Raw genomic sequence first — 18,041 nt, 5'->3', positions numbered from 1 at the left:
TTACTTGGCTTCCTTCTCATTTTCGATAATGTCCAAAATTTGATTCTTTAGTATTTCTGCTTTTGGTCCATAAATGGCCTGAATGCCATTACCCACATCCAGTACCCCTTTGGCGCCCAGATTTTTCAACGCATCTCTATCAACCTTACTTTTATCTCGAATCCCGACTCGAAGGCGCGTGATGCAGGCATCAAGGTTGCTGATATTTTCTTCTCCGCCAAGCGCAGAGAGAACTTGTACTGCTTGGTCGTCGTTCTTCTGCCCTTTTTGCTTCTTCTTGTACTCTTCCTTTGTCACCAAAGCATTTGATGCACCGCGGCCTGGTGTCTGCAGATTCCATTTCTGAATAGCGAAACGGAAAACAGTATAGTAGACTGCGAACATGCAGATTCCGACAATCGGTACGTACCACCACGGTTCCCCAACACCGGGCAGAATGCCGAACAACGTAAAGTCGATGAAGCCTGAGCCTCCCGCATATCCGATATTTACATCAAGTACATACATGAGCATGAAGGAAAGCCCCGCCATTAAGCAATGGAAAATATACAAGATTGGCGCCGCGAATAGGAAAGTGAATTCTAACGGTTCAGTAATCCCTGTTAGGAATGCCGTCAGACCTGCTGTCAGCAAAAGTCCGCCGACTGCTTTTCTGTTTTCAGGCTTAGCTGTATGATACATAGCAAGCGCGATAGCTGGTAAACCGAATAGAACGAACGGGAATTTCCCAGCCATAAAGCGTCCTGCTGTTATCTCTACCGCACTATCCACCTGACGATCGGCAAGCTGCGCCATATACATCGCTGTATCGCCGGATACCATTTGACCGGCAAGCGTCATATACGTTCCGCCCACTTCCGAGAACCGAATAGGAATGTAGAAAATGTGGTGCAGTCCAAATGGAATGAGCGCACGTTCGACTAAACCATAGATAAATAGATAGAATGGCGGCGTATTTTGTCCTGCCAGCTGATTGCCCAGCCAGAAGATGCCATTCTGAATTGATGGCCAAACAAATGATAGAAGAAGGGCAATAACAATCGAAACACCCGCTGTTACGATGGGCACAAACCGTGCTCCGCCAAAGAAGGACAGCACTTCCGGCAGCTGGAAATCATGGAAACGCTGATAAAGCGCTGCTGCTACAAAACCGATGATAATACCCCCAAACACACCAATTTGCAGCGTCGGTATGCCTAATTCTGTTGTGTAACCTGCTTGGCTGGCGTTCTCAGGTGTCACACCAACCACGATTCCGATGACAGTGTGCATAATGATGTACCCAACAAAGGCCGATAAGCCAGCAGCTGCTTTTCCGCCGGTCCAGCTTCCCGCAATTCCGATGGCGAATAAGACACCTAAGTTAGAGAAGATGACACTCCCTGCACCTCGCATCAACTCTCCAAATGTCTGCCATCCATCGCTTTCCAAAAATGGAAAGTACTCAATGAAGTACGGCGACTGCAGCGTTGTCCCGATACCGAGCAGCAGCCCTGCTGCCGGAAGCAAGGAAATGACGACCATGAAGGTCTTTCCGACACGCTGGAAAAAATCAAAGCTGAATATGTTTTTCATAATTCCACCACTCCTTAAAGAAAGCGTTTACTATATAGCGCAAGGAAAAGGAGTCTTTCTCCTTTTCCTCATTTCAATTCCGGCCAAAAATCACCGTTTGCTTCAATCAATGCATCCAGTACTTCCCGCGCCTTTTGAGCAGAAACGACCGTCCGGTTCAAAGTCAATGCCTGTAGCGCCTTTTGATAAGAGTTCTCAATATATGCTTCTACGGTCAGCCTCTCATAAGCATATTGTCCTTCGATCAGTCCTTTATAAAATACTGGAATTTCTCCGACCGCATATGGACGCGGACCATTTGCCGTCAGACTCGCAGCTACTTCTACCATTGCATCGTCTGGCAGATTGGATATGATACCTTCGTTCTTGATGATGACGATGAAATTATCCCCTTTATTATAAGCGATTGACTCTGCCACAATCAGGATGAACTCTCCATGTGCATCGTTGTGTACGACTGAAGCACCTACAGTTGTTCCTTTGTCGACTACTTCGTGGCATGCTTCAAATACACGCTTCTCACGGCCTTCCATTACCTCATTTGCACGGGTGTGAGAAGGATCCAATTTCTTCAGCACTTTATCCGGATATAAATAATATTGCAAATACGTATTTGGAAGATAATCCGGGAAGTCACGTACTGTCTGTTCGACCATCGCATACGTATCCAACCAAGATTGATCACGCTGTTCATAATCTACAGGACGGAAACCTCCGTCTAAAATCATATCGCGAAGTTGTGGCAGGAGATCATTACCGGATTCATCATAGAGGTGCGTAAACCATCCAAAATGATTTAGACCAAAGTAGACTGGATCGAACGACCTTGGGTCACGCTCTAGCAATCTGCCATAGGATCTGAGCAGGTTCTCAGGCTGATCACAAATATTCAAGATTCGCTTATCCTCCGGGAACAACTGCTGCAGAGCATCTGCTACAATCGCTGCAGGATTCGTGTAATTTAAAATCCAAGCCTTTGGATTGTGTTCGCGTACATCTGTAACGAGCTGCGCCATATCTTTGATGGAGCGCAATCCGTAAGCGAATCCTCCCGGACCGCATGTCTCCTGGCCGATCACTCCATGCTGAAGCGGAATCTTCTCATCCTGCTCCCGCATCCCATATCCGCCAGTCCGCATCTGGACGAAAACGAAATCAAGTTTTTGGGCATAAGCTGCTTGTTTATCCGTTGTATACTCAAATTCAAGTTCTGAGTATTCTTCCCGGAATAATATTTTGGCGAATTCACCGATAACTGCTTGTCGTTCTTCATTCACGTCGACCATTGTCAATTTCCCAATTGGGAAAGAGTCTTTTCGAACACATAAGCTTTTCAAAAGTCCGGGCGTCCATGTACTTCCGCCTCCGACGATTAGAATATTGAATTTCTTCATAATGTCAGCTCCATTCTCGAGTGCTAATGTCTATGTCCTTACTCTACCAGCATAGAAAGCGATTACAGAAAAAGTTTCATATTATGAAACTTTTTGCTTACAATGAAACGAAGAGAGGAGTAGCTGTATGTATAATTTCTTCGCAAAGCTGCAGAACTTCCTGGAAGCATCAACCGATCACTCGACTTCCGATCATACGATAGCTGAATATATTCTTCGCCATGTCTCCGAGATTCCGAATATGACGATCTATGAACTAGCTGAGGCTTGCCATCTCTCTCCGGCAACAGTCTCCCGTTTTTGTCGTCGGTTCGAAAACATTTCCTTCAAGGAACTGAAGGAACATGCCAGCGAATTCAACGATTTCAACCGGTCAGAAATACATCCTGGACCAGAAACAGAGATGACAGCTGGCTTACCTGATTATTTCAAGCAGCTACATCAATCACTTGCTGAAACAGAGAGACTGCTGCAGGATGATATATTGCAGCAAGCAGCCATACTAATACATGAAGCGAATAAACTCTCTTTCTTCGGCGTCACTTTTTCTAATGTCGTTGCTAAAAACGCACAAATCAAATTCATGCGGTTAGGAAAGCATACCGCGTCCTACAGCAATCACGAAAACCAGATCACCGAGGCAAACTCGATGATTTCCGACGACCTTGCTATCGTAATCAGTTCCTCTGGTGACACGCGTTTCATTGTAAAACTGACAAAAGAACTGTCTAGAAATGGAGTCCCGATTCTAGCTATTACAAGCAGTCCAACTAGCTATCTAGGACAGCAAGCAAAGCTCATCATCCAAATAAGCGGACAGAAAATAGACGGTTATAAATCTCCTATATTGGAAGAAATCAATCTGCAAGCAGCCGTGAATATGCTGTACCTGCACTACTCTGGACGATACAACTAAAAAAGGACTGCTAGGTAAGCAGTCCTTATGGTTTCAAGATAACTTTGATACAGCCATCGGTTTTTGTATCGAATTTTTCGTATCCTTCCTTTGCTTGATCGAGTGGAAGGATATGCGTGATGATATCAGCCAGATCGACCTTCCGATCCTGAAGCAGACCGTGCAAATAAGGCATCGTGTGGATAACAGGAGCTTGACCGCTCTTGATTGTGACATTACGCTGGAAAATATCGCCGAACGGAAAAGCATTATAACGACCGCCATATGCCCCCGTCACTTGGATATTGCCGCCCTTACGGACACACTGCGCTGCCATGACGAATGCTCCTAATGCTCCGCCCTGAAGCTTCAGTCCGCTGCCGATGAATTCCATAGGCGTCATTTTCCCGTCCATGCCGACTGCATCGATAACAACATCTGCTCCACCTTTGGTTATTTCCTTTAAGTATTCCCCTGTATTCTCGTGTTGCTCAAAATTCACTATCTCTACATTGTTGGTCCGCTTCGCGTGCTCCAACCGATAGTCAATGTAATCAACAGCAATAACGCGTTTGGCACCTTTTAGCCAAGCGAATTTTTGTGCCAGCAAGCCGACTGGACCACATCCGAAAATGATGACCGTATCTCCAGGTTTTACGCCCCCATTATCAACAGACCAGAAAGCTGTTGACCCTGCATCTGCCAGCAGAATCAGCTGTTCATCTGCAACTTCAGAATTCTCCGGGATCTTGAAAGGCACGAAGTTACCATAAGGTACTCGCATGTATTCCGCTTGTCCGCCCGGGTAGCCGCCATTGTTATCTGAATACCCGAAATAGGCACCCATCTGGCCGTTTTCATTGCTGTTGTCACATTGGCTTTCCAAATCGTGCTGACAGAAAAAGCACTCCCCGCAGCTCACATTGAACGGAATAACAACCCGGTCACCCTTTTTCACTTTTGTTACCTCGGGACCGACTTCCTCCACGATACCCATCGGTTCATGGCCGATAATATAATTCTCCGGCATGTTCGGAACCATGCCATGAATCAAATGCAGATCAGAACCACAAATCGCTGTAGCCGTCAGCTTCACGATAATATCATCCGGTTTCTTGATAGAAGGTGCCTTTACTTCTTTTACACGTACATCTTTAATCCCTTGATACGTAACTGCCTTCATTGCTGATTCTCCTTCGATTCGGTATTGGTCGGCGTTGCAAACATACCGAGACGGTCGGTGTCATACGGGAATAAATCCATGCTAACTACATCGATTGCTGTATTAGCAGCTTTCCGATCAAATGGGAACTGTGATTTAGGATCAGCTGGGAACAGCCAGTTGTGCTGTGCCATCAAGGCAGAAATTGCGCCCTGCATCTCAATTGCTTCGTCTAAATGACGAACCAGAGTTTGTCGCAGCTCTGGATTTACAGCTTCCGTTATTGCGATTGCATAGTTGTTCACCGCTGACTTTGCAGTGATAAGCATCTCTGTACAAATGGCCGAATCCATTAGATCAGGCATACCTTTGGCGTTTTCTGGATCTAAGTAGTCACGCATCCGCTTCACCTTCCTTTACAAGCTGAGACTTGCTGTACAGCTCCTCAAGTTCCCGAATTTGGCGTACAGAGGTTTCCACGTCTTTCTCCATCAGCTGCTTGATTTTCTGATCAAACACAACACCTTGCAGGAATTTTGCCTTCATGACAGCTGTTGTCTTGAAATTCAGCAACTCATGAACTTCCATCGTTTCATGCGGGGCCAGTTGTTGATTATCACTCATCGCTCATCCTCCTTATCTTATTTCATCTTGTCCCTGTGACATGATTTTATGTATGTATAAAGCAGCCAGTTTCTCACAAAATAGTGTTAAAAAAGGAGGCACATCCGTATGCATCAATCCGGTATCCATGAAACAATGGAAGCAATGGAGCTACTGAATACAGCTTGTCTTTCTCTTACAAAATCCTCAGGCATGCGGTTCTTAGCAAAGGACGATGGGCTTAAAACGCTGCTGACAGCTCAAGCGGATGCAGATAAACGTCATATCCATATGCTCCAGCGCTTTCTGAACGAGGAGGAACAGCATGGATAAGCTTATTGAAATAATGGGATCAGCTCGGGAAATTACAGATCAAGTAATTGGTACTGATTTGCTAGTCACTGTTAAAACCGGCATCATTAACACAGCGAAAGCTATAAATGAAACGAGCAATGAACAGCTGCGCACTGATTTGAAGCTGAAGCTGCATGAACACATAGAACAGCATGAACGTATTTTCAGCTACATGATGGAGCATGGCTATTACTTCCCACAAACACCACAACAACAGATTCATGTATTGAATGAAACCGCTGAAACAGTTCTGACACTGAATAAGGACTAAGCAGAAAGCACGAGCCCTACGCTCGTGCTTTCTGCTTTGTAAGCTGTTCTTTTGCTTTCTATTCTTTCACCTACGTATAATAATCCGTAGAGCATGTAAGTCGCATGACGAACTAGGAGGTTATTATGAACGACTTCATCAATCAATTGCACAATCACCGTTCCGTACGGACATTCACTGATAAAAAACTGACACAAGAACAACTGGATGCAATCATGGGAGCAGCTATCCAAGCACCGAACTGGATTAACGGCCAGCAAGTTTCTGTTGTCGTCGTAACTGATGAGGAGAGAAAACGGCAGTTAGCGGAGTTTTCCGGTAATCAGAAGCATATAGATGACGCAGCAGCTTTTCTCGTTTTCTGTATGGATTACAGCCGAGCAAAGCATATAACGGAACTGCATGATAAAAAACTTGAGGTTATGGAGAATATCGAGGCTGTACTTGTAGGCTCTACTGACGTTGGCATCGCACTTGGTACTGCTGTTGCTGCAGCAGAATCAATGGGAATCGGCACAGTACCAATCGGCGGCGTCCGCAGAAGTCCTGCTGAAATTTCGGAGCTGCTTGAGCTGCCTGAGCTTGCTTTCCCAATCTCCGGTCTGGCGATTGGCTACCCAGCTGATCCACTGCCAGCACAAAGCCCGAGAATTCCAATGGAAGCTTTCTATCATAAAGAAACATACGCACAAAACCAGCGCGAAGCTGTCGAAGAAATGGATAAAAGACAGCAAGAAGCTATCAAATCCCGAACAGGTGAAACTAAATCTCACCCTTGGTCAGAAAGAATTGCCACTTTCTATTCCGAACGGTATAAAGAATACGGAAAAGTAACAGACGTTCTGAAACAGAACGGATACGATTATAAATAAAAGGAACCAAGCAGAAAGGAAGTATATATTATGACCAGAACTCCTTTATCGGTTTTGGATTTATCACCTGTACCAGACAATAAAACACCAAAAGAAGCCTTCGAAAACAGCAAACAGCTGATTCAGCACACAGAAAAACTAGGATATAATCGTTACTGGGTTGCAGAACACCACAATATGCCAAGCATTGCCAGCTCCGCAACTTCTGTATTGATCGGGTATCTTGCTGGCCATAGCTCCACTATCCGTGTCGGCTCCGGCGGTGTGATGCTGCCGAACCACTCTCCGCTAGTCATAGCGGAGCAATTCGGGACATTGGCAACGATGTATCCAGACCGTATCGACCTTGGATTAGGACGTGCACCTGGTACAGACTATATGACAAGCCGTGCTTTGCGTCGTGATGCACATACAAGTGCAGAGAACTTCCCAGAAGACGTGAAAGAGCTGCTCGCATATTTCAGTGATGCCAACCTGCCAATTAAAGCACATCCAGGACACGGTACGAATGTGCCGGTATATCTATTAGGTTCCAGCACGTTCAGCGCACAGCTTGCTGCGATGCTCGGTTTGCCTTTTGCATTCGCAAGCCACTTCGCACCAGGAGAGCTGCACAATGCACTGCGCTTATACCGCGAACGATTCCAGCCTTCTGTTTACCTGGACAAACCATATGCAATGGTTACAGTTAACGGTATCGTTGCAGATACGAATGAAGAAGCGGAATTCCTTTCCACGACATTAAAGCTTAAGTTCCTAAGCATCATTCGCGGCCGCTCTGGCGCTTCCACTGCTCCAGTCGAAAGCATGGACCATATCTGGAATGAACACGAAAAGCTGCATGTCACAAACACGCTGACTTACTCCTTTGTCGGAGACAAACAAAAAGTAGCGAGTGAATTGGAAGCCTTCCACGCAAAAACACAGTTTGATGAACTCATCGTTTCAGCAGACATTTATGATCAGGAAAAACGCAGAAATAGCTATACATTACTATCCGAGCTTTGGAAGTAATCAAGTAAAAGAACCTCAATTAAAGAGGTTCTTTTTTTCCGTTTTTAAGTATTATCAGATATCAATATCCCTCTGAATACTGGCTCACTTCAGCATTCTTCCTGTTTTAAGAATAGTAGCTCTGCGATATTATCCTCTTCCCATCAATTTTAGGTGATTTTTTTGCTCAACAGTATACTCTAGTTTTATTTTCATGTCTTATCTTCAGGTAATACCTCCAAACGTAAAAACTTTAAAATAAGCTCTTGAAACTCATGTCGATTCATCAAACGACATTACATGCCTGAGCCATTCTGAAGCTAACGCCCATCTAACGAGGATTAGACCTCTAAAGTCCCCCTTCACGAGCCGCAATTTAGTATAATATTCTATGTACAACGAAAGAAGTGAGACTTTGAAGAAGATAAAAAAGAGATTCCTATTTACTTTAATAGCAATTATTGCATTAGTTTTTTTCTTTTATTTCCAAAATAATTCAATAGTAATAACAGAATCTACTATAAGTTCAAAAAGGATTCCAGCGAGTTTTAATGATTATAAAATAGTACAGTTATCGGATCTTCATAGCAAGACCTTTGGGAATAGACAAAATGTGTTAGTTGAAAAAGTCAGTAATACCAACCCAGATTTAATTGTTTTCACTGGTGATTTAGTTGATTCAAAAAACTATAATGAGGATACAAGTCTGAATTTAATAAGGGAATTAATACATATTGCTCCCATTTATTTTGTAACAGGAAATCACGAGTGGTGGTCTGGCAAATTTGACATCCTTGAAAAGGAATTAAATGATATAGGCGTTAAAGTTTTGAGAAACACAAATGATGTCATATCAAAAGGGCATGAGAAAATACAGATCATTGGAATTGATGACCCTGCATATGTAAATGATTCTTATACAGAACGCAGTATTACAGAAGGAGCTATTGAGAATTCAGTCGAGGGAATGGAAGATGATTATTTCAAAATTTTATTATCACATAGACCCGAATTTCTTTCGATTTATTCAAAATATGGAATTGATGTAGTTTTTTCAGGTCATGCTCATGGTGGTCAAGTTAGAATACCTTTTGTCGGTGGTTTAGTTGCTCCCAACCAAGGTTTTCTCCCAAAGTATACTGCAGGTAAATACGACCTAGATAATACTTCAATGTTTGTTAATAGAGGTCTCGGAAATAGTACAATTCCTTTAAGAATATTTAATCGTCCAGAAATTATTGTTTTAACTTTATCGAGAAGCTAAATAAATGCATCAGATGAGAGAATTTACTAACTAAAAAAATTCACAATGACGTTTATGTAATATTGTTAAAAGACAATAAAAAAGAAGACCACTACTATTTTAGTGGTCTTCTTTTCATTCTATTAGTTATAAACTTCCTCAACTGCCATTTCTCCAGCAAGCAAGGAAACAATCTTCCCTTCTGCCTTTTCATTTCCGATTGCTGCGACGATGGCACGTGCTACATCCTCACGAGGGATTTGCGTTGTCTTGAATCCAGATTCATCTGTTGTAACTTTTCCAGTTCCTGCATCATCTGATAATCCACCCGGACGCAGAATAGTATAGTTCAGCTTGCTGCCTTGAATGATTTGATCCGCGTAATGCTTGGCGATGTAGTATGGCTTCATGCTTTCGCTCCACTCTTCCGGAGAATCAGCATGAATGGCACTGACCATGATGAATTGCTTCGCTCCTACTTTTTCAGCTGCTTTCACTGACTTCGCAGCGCCGTCCAAATCGATAGTCAACGTCTTGTCAGGTCCAGTACTGCCGCCGGAACCCGCTGTAAATACGACAACATCCGATCCTTGAATCGCGTCTGTAATCGCGTCTACATTATCCTCCAAGTTCAAGTAAACCGGTTTTACACCTTTCTCTTCGAAATATCCGAACTGCTCTTCCTTTCGTAATCCGACGGATACCTCATGCTCTTTCTTTTCATTTAGAACATTGACTAAATTCTTACCTACTTTTCCGTTTGCTCCAATAATAAATACCTTACTCATGTGAATCCCTCATTTCTACTTATTTTAAAAAGCTTCTATAGTCCGTACGTTCATTTTGGACACCGATCCATTTCGTTTCCGTGAATTCCTCCAATGCCCACTTCCCGTTGAAGCGGCCAAGTCCGGATTGCTTCACACCGCCGAATGGCGCTTGCGGTTCGTCATTGATGCTCTGATCGTTAACATGAATCATTCCTGTTTCAATTCGTTTTGCAATCAATTCACCATGACCCACTGTAGAATGAACTGCACCAGAAAGCCCATATGGATGCTCATTTGCCATCTCGACTGCTTCATCTTCTGTTTCAAATGTAATGATTGGTGCGATTGGTCCGAATATCTCTTCGGCTGCGAGTGGTGACTGGTTGTCTACTTGATTGACAACTGTAGGCTCTAATACATTGCCCTGGAAGTTGCCACCTGTAAGAACATTTGCACCAGCGTCAATTGCGCGCTGCAGCTGCTCTTTTATGCTGTCCACTTGCTGCTCGTTTATTATCGGACCTACTTGTGTATTTTTATCTGCAGGGTCACCGTAACGCAGTTCTTTGACTTTTTCAACGAACTTGCTTGTGAATTCCTCTGCTACAGATGCCTGAACGAGTATACGGTTCAGCGCGATACAAACCTGCCCCTGGTGATAGAACTTACCATATACAGCAGATTCTACTGCCGCATCGATATTGGCATCCTCCATCACGATAAGCACGTTGTTACCGCCAAGCTCCAATGCTGTGCTTTTCAATTCGCCTGCAGCAAGAGATGCGATATGCTTCCCTACTCCAGTAGATCCTGTAAAGGAAATCATACGGGGAATCGGATGTTTCACAAAACTATCCCCGATTTCGGAGCTCTTACCGCTAACAAGATTAATCAGCCCTTTAGGTGCTCCAGCTTCTTCGAATAAAGCCGCTACAAGCGAGCCTGCAGTCACAGTTGTATCCTTAGAAGGTTTGATCACGACACCGTTACCCGTCGCTAGCGCTGCCGCTACCGAGCGCATTGTCAAATGCAATGGGAAGTTCCATGGGCTGATAACCCCAACAACACCAAGCGGCTCCTGATAAACTTTATTCACCTTGCCCGGAACATGCGAAAGAAATACTTCCCCCTTCATCCGATTGGGATAAGAAGCAGCTTCCTTCATGAAATTAACTGCGGTCGTAATTTCACCGACAGCTTTTCTGTACGTACTGCCCGCTTCCTTAATCAGCCATTCAATATACAGTTCTTTCTCTCGCTCCATGATTTGAATAGCTTTTTCAATCAGCTCCCGCTTCACTTGCGGCGGCTGCTCAGCCCATTCCTTCTGCGCCCGGGCTGCTGCTTGGTAAGCTTCATCCAAATCTTCTTCGTTCGCCCCTTGGATCGTAAGCAGCGTTTCTCCTGTATACGGATTGATATTATCGAATGTTTCTTCACTGTTCCCTTTTCGCCATTCACCGTTTATATAAAGTAAATCAAACTGCTTTTGCATGATAACGCCTCCTTAGGATTTGTCTCGACTTAGAGACAATTCCCCCTCTGAACAAGATTAAACAAGTCGTCTGTGAAATGTCTTCTTCTTTTCTCAGCATTTTCTAATTTTCGCTTCATGTTGCTCTAAGATGCGTTGGATATAGTAGTACCATAACAACGAACAAGGAGATGGATAATATGAAAAGAAAGAATTTACTAGCAAGCGGTCTAGCGATTACATTGGCAGCAGGATTGGGCTTCGGTTTCCAGCATGTAAGTGCAGACGACGATAAAGTACCTGCTGATACAAAAGTGAACCTGAACCAAGCAATCGATAATGCAAGCAAAGAACAAGCAGGAACAGTCACTAGTGTCGAACTTGATACAACACGGAGCGGGCAGGCTTATTATGAAGTGGATGTAAATGACGACAAAGCAGAATACGATTTACGTGTTAATGCAGATGATGGAACCGTCGAATCACGAAAAGATAATGACGATGATGACGATAATAACCAAGCGCCACAGCCAAAAGTAGACATCAAAACTGCAGCTGAAACAGCTTTAGCGCAGGAAAAAGGTGCTGTACTGACTGATATCTCTCTAGATGAGGATGACGGCAGATTGGAATATGATGTGGAGCTTCGTACTGATAAGGATGAGATCGAAGTGACTATTGATGCAGAATCGGGCGAAGTGACGCATACAGAAAAAGAATCAATTCATGATGATCAAGACGATGATGGTGATGATGACTAAGTATGACTCGAGTCTCCTATAGGAGACTCTTTTTTTTATGTTTCAGATTTTCCAAACAGGTTATTAGTAGGGGGTACAAGATATCCGAAGGGAGTAATCAAATCATGAGCGAAAATATTCAGGATAAAGTTGTCATCATTACAGGTGCATCAAGCGGCATTGGGGAGGCAACGGCTAAAGAATTGGCGCAGCATGGTGCCAAGGTTGTCCTTGCTGCCCGACGTGAAGAGCGCCTGCAAGAGCTGGCAGAATCCATCAAGCAAGATGGCGGAGAAGCTATTTATCAAGTGACCGATGTAACAAAACAAGAAGAGGTCGAACAGCTAGCTCAGCTTGCTCTGGATACGTATGGTCAAATCGATGCTATCTTCAACAATGCCGGTCTGATGCCATTATCCTTCTTGCACAAAAAACAGATCTCCGAATGGGATACAATGGTAGACGTTAACATTAAAGGTGTACTATACGGCATTGCTGCTGTGCTGCCTCATATGCGCGAGCGCAAGCAAGGTCATATTATTAATACTTCCTCAGTTGCTGGGCATAAATCCGGACCAGGAACAGCTGTTTATTCCGGAACGAAATTTGCTGTACGCGCCATCACGGAAGGCTTGCGCCAGGAAGAAGCGGAAAACAATATCCGCACAACAATCATCTCACCAGGAGCTATTAAAACCGAACTTCCGGATAGTATCACAGATGATGAAATCCGCGAAAGCATGGGTGAAACATTAGGAGCAGCTGTAACGCCTGACAGTATTGCACGCGCAGTCCGTTATGCTTTAAGTGAACCGGGTGATGTTGCAGTCAATGAACTGCTCATCCGTCCGACGAACCAGAAAGGCTAATAATAAAAGAACAGCACCTCTCCGGCTGATCCGGGGAGGTGCTGTTCTTTTAATCGCTCAGATTACCGCCATTCGTTTCAATGACCTTTTTATACCAATAAAAGCTGTTCTTTTTAATCCGTTTAAGAGAGCCATTTCCATCGTTATCTTTATCAACATAGATATAGCCATATCGCTTCTTCATTTCCCCTGTACTCGCACTGACAAGATCGATTGGTCCCCAGCTAGTATAGCCAAGGATTTCAACACCATCTTCAATCGCTTCGCCCATTTGTTCCAGGTGCTTTTGCAGATAGTCAATGCGATATGAATCCTCCACTTGACCTTCTTCATTGACTGTATCCACCGCGCCCAGTCCGTTCTCTACGACAAACAACGGTTTCTGATATCGATCATAAAGCTGATTTGCTGTAATGCGGAAACCTGTGGGATCAATCGTCCATCCCCATTCCGATTTCGGCAGATACGGATTTTCTACAGAACCGAATACATTCCCTGACGTCGTATTACCGAGTACTTCCGGATCCGTGCTCGTTGTACGGCTGGCATAATAACTGAACCCGATATAATCGACTGTATGACGGAGGATTGCTTCATCTTCTGGTTCCATCTGGATATCGATATTATTATCCTTGAAAAAGCGCTTTGCATATCCCGGATAAGCTCCTCGAGCCTGTACGTCGATAAAGAAGAAGGAATCTCTGTCTCGATCCATTGCATCCAGATAATCAGCCGGATTCGCCGAATACGGGTAAGTTGTACCTGCAGCCAGCATACAGCCGATTTTGGCATCTGGAATGATGTCATGACATGCTTTTACGGCTATTGCACTGGCGACTAACTGATGATGGGCTGCTTGATATTGAATTTGCTTTCTGTCATCACCTTCCCGAAAGACAAGACCTGCTCCGACAAATGGCAGGTGCAGAAGCATGTTGATTTCATTGAAGGTCATCCAATACTTCACTTTATCTTTGTATCTTGTAAATATTGTTTTTGCGTATCTTTCAAAGAAGGTTACAAGCTCACGGTTCCTCCAGCTTCCGTATTTCTCTACAAGATGGACTGGCACGTCAAAATGCGCCATCGTCACAACTGGCTCAATTTCATGCTTCCGCAATTCATCAAACAGATTATCATAGAATTGCAGCCCTTCTTCATTTGGTTGTTCTTCATCCCCCTGCGGGAAGATGCGAGCCCAAGCAATGGAAACTCGCAATGCCTTGAACCCCATCTCTGCAAATAAAGCGATATCCTCTTTGTAGTTATGGTAGAAATCAATCGCCTCATGCGACGGATAATACGCTCCAGCAATTGGTTCAAGTGTCTCTATATTACCTTGCATAATAGAAAATCTATCTGCTCCAATTGGCAGCAAATCGACTGTCGTCAGTCCTTTACCACCTTTACGGTAGGCACCTTCTACTTGATTGGCCGCGACGGCGCCGCCCCATAAAAATCCTTCTGGAAAAACACTCATATATTCTGCTCCCCTCTCTCTTTATATCTACTAATCAAGCATTCTATATATTTAGGGTAAGCAGCGGCTCGCCCCATTTCACCTGTTTTTCTTCTGTTGCTGCCACCAAATTGTAACCCCTTACATCCGTCACCACAACTGGCGTCGTAATATCAAATCCGGCATTCTGGATACTTTCCAAATCAAACTCTATTAGCAGCTGTCCTTTTTCCACGCGATCTCCTTGCTTTACTTGAGCATCAAAGAACTTGCCTACCAACTGAACTGTATCCATTCCGATATGGATGAGAATTTCGGCCCCATTATCTGTTGTTATTCCGACGGCATGCTTCGTGGGGAATAAAACAGATACAACTCCAGATGCAGGAGCGTACAGTTTTCCTTCTGACGGAATGATTGCCACACCCTTGCCGAGTGCACCTGTCGCAAATGCCTCATCTTTAATTTCAGATAATGGAACAATAGCACCTTGAAATGGACTAGCAATCACAGCATTTCCAACAGCTAACTTCTCTTCCTTTTGAATCGGTGTTGTTGGCTCTCCTACAGTATCTGGCTTATTGTTTTCCTTTGTGAATCCGAATAGCATCGTTAATACAAAAGCAACCGCAAACGCTACACCAAGCGCAATGAATGATCCCCAGAATCCCATATCGAAACCGTTCGGTCCTATGAATGTAGGAATCTGGAATATGCCGAGACCACCCATCATATACCCTTGTGTGTTCATCATTCCCAAGACAGCTCCACCAACAGCTCCACCGATACAACTAATGATGAATGGTCTTTTTAGAGGTAAAGTAATCCCGTAAATAGCTGGTTCTGTAACTCCAAAGAGACCAGAGATGAAAGCTGGTACACTTAACACTTTAAGCTTCTTCTGTTTGATACGGATCCAAACCGCCAGCACAGCGCCAATTTGAGCAAAGGATGCCGCAAAGACGAGTGCCAATACTGGATCCGATCCATACACAGCCATATTATTAATTGCAATTGGAACAAGACCCCAATGCAATCCGAAAATAACGAATAACTGCCAGAATGCACCTAGGAAGAGACCTGCAATGATTGGACTCAAGCCATATACGCTTAGTGTAGCTTGCCCTATCAGCTGTCCTGCCCATGTCGCAATTGGCCCAATAAGCAAGAATGTTAGCGGCACAATCACTAGTAAAGTCAAGAACGGTACAACAAAGGTCTTAATTACATCGGGTACAATCTTGGCAAACCCTTTTTCTGCTTTCACCGCAAAGTATGTTGCCAGTATGATTGGTATGACAGAAGATGAATACGTCATCAAAATCACTGGGATCCCCAAGAAGGTAATATGCACAGGCGATTCAAATAGTGTACCTGCGAATAATGTATATAATGGCTCGCCTGTTGTCAGACCGGATAAAGTCGGATATACAAGCGCTGCCCCGATTGCCATCCCAATAAACGGACTGCCGCCGAACTTCTTCATTGCTGTATAGCCCAGGAAGATTGGGAAGAAGTAGAACAAAGCATCTCCAACAGCATTAAGGATTTGATAGGTGCCCGATTCTTCTTTTAATACTCCAAATGCCAGAAACATTGCGTTGATACCTTTGATCATACCTGTTGCAGCCAAAACTCCCAGTATTGGCGTAAATATACTAGAGATAATATCGATAAATTTATTAAAAGGATTTGTTTCTTTTTCTTCACCCTGTGATGCTTCTTCGTTACCAGTAAACCCGCCAACATGCGCTACTGCTTTATATACATCCGGCACATGGTTGCCGATGACAACTTGATACTGTCCGCCGCTCTTTAGAACGGTAACAACATCGTCCATGTTTTTCAGTGCTTCGGTATTTGCTTTATTTTCATCCTTCAATTTGAAGCGTAAACGAGTAATACAATGGACAACACTGTTGACATTTTCGCGGCCTCCGACTTGCTCGATGATATCTTTGGCCAGTTGCTCATACTTCATCTTAATCCCACCTTTTATTTGGAATTTGGCAAATAAAAAACCTGATCAGGTTGGCGCACATAGTATGTGCTGCCAAGCTAATCAGGTTATGCCCTATTAAGGTAACATTCCTTCGAAGGATATTCAGCTGATAAGTAAAATTTATCACCTTCCCCCTGAATGTCAACGCTTACATTTACAATTTATTTACTTTTATTTTGCTGCGATTGTTCTGTCAGCCGATGTATATGCACAGTCAGATACAATTGTTCATCCTGCGTAAGTCCGGAATCAAACTTTTCCTTCAAATAGACATCCATTCTTTCTGTACATTGAAATGCATGTTTGTACTTCAGCCGCACTTGATCATAAAGGAATGATTCAGCGAGTTCAGGTAATCTTTCATCTCGCAGAAAACGTACAGCAAAAAAACGTAAGTGCGTTAGAAACCGCTCATAATTGACCGAGCTCTCATCGACATTTCCTTTTAAATGATAGGTCACAATATTCAGCAGGTTGCTGACTATTTCTGTTACTTGTACAGCTGTCAGCATGTGCTCGCCTGTCAGCTGACTATTGACCAAATGTAATGCGATGGATGCAGCTTCATCTTCTCCTAAATGATAACCGGTATCCTCCTCAATGATGTCCAGCGCTTTCCACGCAATCTTATATTCTTGCTTATAATACTTCCGTATCTCCCAAACAAGCGGGTTCTTTAAGGTGATACCCTGCTTCTCTCTGCTTATGGCAAAACTAAGGTGATCAGTCAAGGCAACGTAAAGGTATTCATCCAAGTCGTATAGGAGATGACCGCGTGCATATTCCACTATTTTTGCAGCAATATTAAGATAAACGGGAGAAACGTCTCGAAGAAGTGTCTCTAATTTATCTGCCATACCTGATTTCTCCAAGATAAATTTTTTCTCAATCTGAGATACATCTATCGGATCCCCGATTTTCTTCTTGAAAGCCAAGCCTTTTCCCATCACGACCAGTTCCTGATTCTTGTCGTTCCTTGTGACGACAACGCTATTATTCAAGATCTTTTCTATCTTCATCGTTATCCCCCATTTCTCTAACAGAATGAAAAAAACCCAAATTTACACATAGCAGCTGATCGCTTGTGCAAATTCAGGTTTTGCCCGCAGTGCGGTAACAATCCTCGTTCATTTGTAAACGCTTTACATAAAAATAGCATAGCATTTTTTTCCTGTCAATCTGATCATTACACGCACAAATTCACTTTCTTTATTTTCACTATAAGTTATTTTAATTATAAAAAAGGAATTACAAGCCTATTAATCGCTTTCCTCCTTTGCAGAAAGGTATAATCGAAGCTGGTATAGAAATCTACTATTAGATATTTACATATAAAGAAGGGATGTAAGAGGATGAGTAATCTAC

General features: G+C 43.5%; 18 protein-coding genes. 8 read left to right on the top strand and 10 right to left on the bottom strand.

The annotated features are described in order from the left end of the window. Together ptsG and CHH48_RS14810 are read right to left on the bottom strand one after the other, a co-directional pair. Entirely contained in the window at positions 1-1,575 is a 1,575-nt protein-coding gene (gene ptsG, locus CHH48_RS14815; protein WP_095219934.1) for a glucose-specific PTS transporter subunit IIBC, read from the bottom strand. Between the two features lie 68 nt (positions 1,576-1,643). Next, positions 1,644-2,969, bottom strand: a complete 1,326-nt coding sequence (locus CHH48_RS14810; RefSeq protein WP_095219933.1) for a 6-phospho-alpha-glucosidase — start codon at positions 2,967-2,969, stop codon at positions 1,644-1,646. Between the two features lie 127 nt (positions 2,970-3,096). Here CHH48_RS14810 and CHH48_RS14805 point away from each other — a divergent pair, with 127 nt between their 5' ends. Continuing rightward, a complete protein-coding gene (locus CHH48_RS14805; RefSeq protein WP_095219932.1) occupies positions 3,097-3,885 on the top strand; it encodes a MurR/RpiR family transcriptional regulator in 789 nt (262 codons plus the stop codon). A gap of 25 nt (positions 3,886-3,910) precedes the next feature. Here the strand turns inward: CHH48_RS14805 and CHH48_RS14800 are convergent, their stop codons facing one another. From CHH48_RS14800 to CHH48_RS14790, 3 genes are read right to left on the bottom strand one after another with little or no spacing between them, the layout of a single operon-like run. Next, positions 3,911-5,047: a zinc-dependent alcohol dehydrogenase gene (locus CHH48_RS14800; RefSeq protein ID WP_095219931.1), complete on the bottom strand. Its 1,137-nt coding sequence runs from the start codon at positions 5,045-5,047 to the stop codon at positions 3,911-3,913. Continuing rightward, positions 5,044-5,427, bottom strand: a complete 384-nt coding sequence (locus CHH48_RS14795; protein WP_095219930.1) for a spore coat protein — start codon at positions 5,425-5,427, stop codon at positions 5,044-5,046. The genes CHH48_RS14800 and CHH48_RS14795 overlap by 4 nt, the downstream gene beginning before the upstream one ends. Continuing rightward, positions 5,420-5,650, bottom strand: coding sequence for a spore coat protein (locus CHH48_RS14790; protein ID WP_095219929.1), 231 nt, complete (start codon positions 5,648-5,650; stop codon positions 5,420-5,422). Before CHH48_RS14790 ends, CHH48_RS14795 begins: the two co-directional genes overlap by 8 nt. Positions 5,651-5,758: 108 nt before the next feature. On the opposite strand from CHH48_RS14790, the gene CHH48_RS14785 reads away from it, so the two are divergent. From CHH48_RS14785 to CHH48_RS14765, 5 genes are all read left to right on the top strand, one after another. After that, on the top strand, positions 5,759-5,962 hold the full coding sequence (locus tag CHH48_RS14785) for a hypothetical protein (protein WP_095219928.1): 204 nt from the start codon (positions 5,759-5,761) through the stop codon (positions 5,960-5,962). After that, complete coding sequence (locus tag CHH48_RS14780; RefSeq protein ID WP_095219927.1) at positions 5,955-6,254, top strand: spore coat protein; 300 nt, start codon at positions 5,955-5,957, stop codon at positions 6,252-6,254. Before CHH48_RS14785 ends, CHH48_RS14780 begins: the two co-directional genes overlap by 8 nt. Positions 6,255-6,379: 125 nt before the next feature. Beyond that, positions 6,380-7,126, top strand: coding sequence for an NADPH-dependent oxidoreductase (locus CHH48_RS14775; RefSeq protein WP_095219926.1), 747 nt, complete (start codon positions 6,380-6,382; stop codon positions 7,124-7,126). A 30-nt stretch (positions 7,127-7,156) separates the two neighbouring features. Then, positions 7,157-8,140 (top strand): LLM class flavin-dependent oxidoreductase, encoded by a 984-nt coding sequence (locus CHH48_RS14770; protein WP_095219925.1) that lies wholly within the window; start codon positions 7,157-7,159, stop codon positions 8,138-8,140. A 394-nt stretch (positions 8,141-8,534) separates the two neighbouring features. Next, on the top strand, positions 8,535-9,383 hold the full coding sequence (locus CHH48_RS14765; protein ID WP_245840396.1) for a metallophosphoesterase: 849 nt from the start codon (positions 8,535-8,537) through the stop codon (positions 9,381-9,383). Positions 9,384-9,505: 122 nt separating this feature from the next. Here CHH48_RS14765 and CHH48_RS14760 read toward each other — a convergent pair whose 3' ends face one another. Continuing rightward, positions 9,506-10,150: an SDR family oxidoreductase gene (locus CHH48_RS14760; protein ID WP_095219923.1), complete on the bottom strand. Its 645-nt coding sequence runs from the start codon at positions 10,148-10,150 to the stop codon at positions 9,506-9,508. A 19-nt stretch (positions 10,151-10,169) separates the two neighbouring features. Beyond that, the gene (locus CHH48_RS14755) at positions 10,170-11,627 is read right to left on the bottom strand and encodes an aldehyde dehydrogenase family protein (RefSeq protein WP_095219922.1); all 1,458 of its coding nucleotides are present in this window, start codon (positions 11,625-11,627) and stop codon (positions 10,170-10,172) included. A gap of 179 nt (positions 11,628-11,806) precedes the next feature. On the opposite strand from CHH48_RS14755, the gene CHH48_RS14750 reads away from it, so the two are divergent. Together CHH48_RS14750 and CHH48_RS14745 are read left to right on the top strand one after the other, a co-directional pair. Then, a complete protein-coding gene (locus CHH48_RS14750; protein ID WP_176466464.1) occupies positions 11,807-12,367 on the top strand; it encodes a PepSY domain-containing protein in 561 nt (186 codons plus the stop codon). Positions 12,368-12,471: 104 nt separating this feature from the next. After that, positions 12,472-13,215, top strand: coding sequence for an SDR family oxidoreductase (locus CHH48_RS14745; RefSeq protein WP_038557710.1), 744 nt, complete (start codon positions 12,472-12,474; stop codon positions 13,213-13,215). 49 nt (positions 13,216-13,264) lie between these two features. On the opposite strand, the gene CHH48_RS14740 is transcribed toward CHH48_RS14745, so the two are convergent. From CHH48_RS14740 to licT, 3 genes are all read right to left on the bottom strand, one after another. Then, on the bottom strand, positions 13,265-14,695 hold the full coding sequence (locus CHH48_RS14740; protein WP_095219920.1) for a 6-phospho-beta-glucosidase: 1,431 nt from the start codon (positions 14,693-14,695) through the stop codon (positions 13,265-13,267). A gap of 43 nt (positions 14,696-14,738) precedes the next feature. Next, positions 14,739-16,655, bottom strand: a complete 1,917-nt coding sequence (locus CHH48_RS14735) for a beta-glucoside-specific PTS transporter subunit IIABC (RefSeq protein WP_095219919.1) — start codon at positions 16,653-16,655, stop codon at positions 14,739-14,741. A 182-nt stretch (positions 16,656-16,837) separates the two neighbouring features. Continuing rightward, entirely contained in the window at positions 16,838-17,695 is an 858-nt protein-coding gene (gene licT, locus CHH48_RS14730) for a BglG family transcription antiterminator LicT (RefSeq protein ID WP_095219918.1), read from the bottom strand. Positions 17,696-18,041 lie beyond the last annotated feature (346 nt).

Source organism: Terribacillus saccharophilus, assembly GCF_002272075.1.
In the GTDB taxonomy this organism is placed as follows: domain Bacteria; phylum Bacillota; class Bacilli; order Bacillales; family Amphibacillaceae; genus Terribacillus; species Terribacillus saccharophilus_A.
This window is presented reverse-complemented; position numbering and strand designations above follow the sequence as displayed.

Excerpts from the sequence above, each read along its gene's own strand:
- ptsG (WP_095219934.1), bottom strand. The coding sequence starts at position 1,575 with ATGAAAAACATATTCAGCTTTGATTTTTTCCAGCGTGTCGGAAAGACC.
- CHH48_RS14810 (WP_095219933.1), bottom strand. The coding sequence starts at position 2,969 with ATGAAGAAATTCAATATTCTAATCGTCGGAGGCGGAAGTACATGGACG.
- CHH48_RS14805 (WP_095219932.1), top strand. The coding sequence starts at position 3,097 with ATGTATAATTTCTTCGCAAAGCTGCAGAACTTCCTGGAAGCATCAACC.
- CHH48_RS14800 (WP_095219931.1), bottom strand. The coding sequence starts at position 5,047 with ATGAAGGCAGTTACGTATCAAGGGATTAAAGATGTACGTGTAAAAGAA.
- CHH48_RS14795 (WP_095219930.1), bottom strand. The coding sequence starts at position 5,427 with ATGCGTGACTACTTAGATCCAGAAAACGCCAAAGGTATGCCTGATCTA.
- CHH48_RS14790 (WP_095219929.1), bottom strand. The coding sequence starts at position 5,650 with ATGAGTGATAATCAACAACTGGCCCCGCATGAAACGATGGAAGTTCAT.
- CHH48_RS14785 (WP_095219928.1), top strand. The coding sequence starts at position 5,759 with ATGCATCAATCCGGTATCCATGAAACAATGGAAGCAATGGAGCTACTG.
- CHH48_RS14780 (WP_095219927.1), top strand. The coding sequence starts at position 5,955 with ATGGATAAGCTTATTGAAATAATGGGATCAGCTCGGGAAATTACAGAT.
- CHH48_RS14775 (WP_095219926.1), top strand. The coding sequence starts at position 6,380 with ATGAACGACTTCATCAATCAATTGCACAATCACCGTTCCGTACGGACA.
- CHH48_RS14770 (WP_095219925.1), top strand. The coding sequence starts at position 7,157 with ATGACCAGAACTCCTTTATCGGTTTTGGATTTATCACCTGTACCAGAC.
- CHH48_RS14760 (WP_095219923.1), bottom strand. The coding sequence starts at position 10,150 with ATGAGTAAGGTATTTATTATTGGAGCAAACGGAAAAGTAGGTAAGAAT.
- CHH48_RS14755 (WP_095219922.1), bottom strand. The coding sequence starts at position 11,627 with ATGCAAAAGCAGTTTGATTTACTTTATATAAACGGTGAATGGCGAAAA.
- CHH48_RS14750 (WP_176466464.1), top strand. The coding sequence starts at position 11,807 with ATGAAAAGAAAGAATTTACTAGCAAGCGGTCTAGCGATTACATTGGCA.
- CHH48_RS14745 (WP_038557710.1), top strand. The coding sequence starts at position 12,472 with ATGAGCGAAAATATTCAGGATAAAGTTGTCATCATTACAGGTGCATCA.
- CHH48_RS14740 (WP_095219920.1), bottom strand. The coding sequence starts at position 14,695 with ATGAGTGTTTTTCCAGAAGGATTTTTATGGGGCGGCGCCGTCGCGGCC.
- CHH48_RS14735 (WP_095219919.1), bottom strand. The coding sequence starts at position 16,655 with ATGAAGTATGAGCAACTGGCCAAAGATATCATCGAGCAAGTCGGAGGC.
- licT (WP_095219918.1), bottom strand. The coding sequence starts at position 17,695 with ATGAAGATAGAAAAGATCTTGAATAATAGCGTTGTCGTCACAAGGAAC.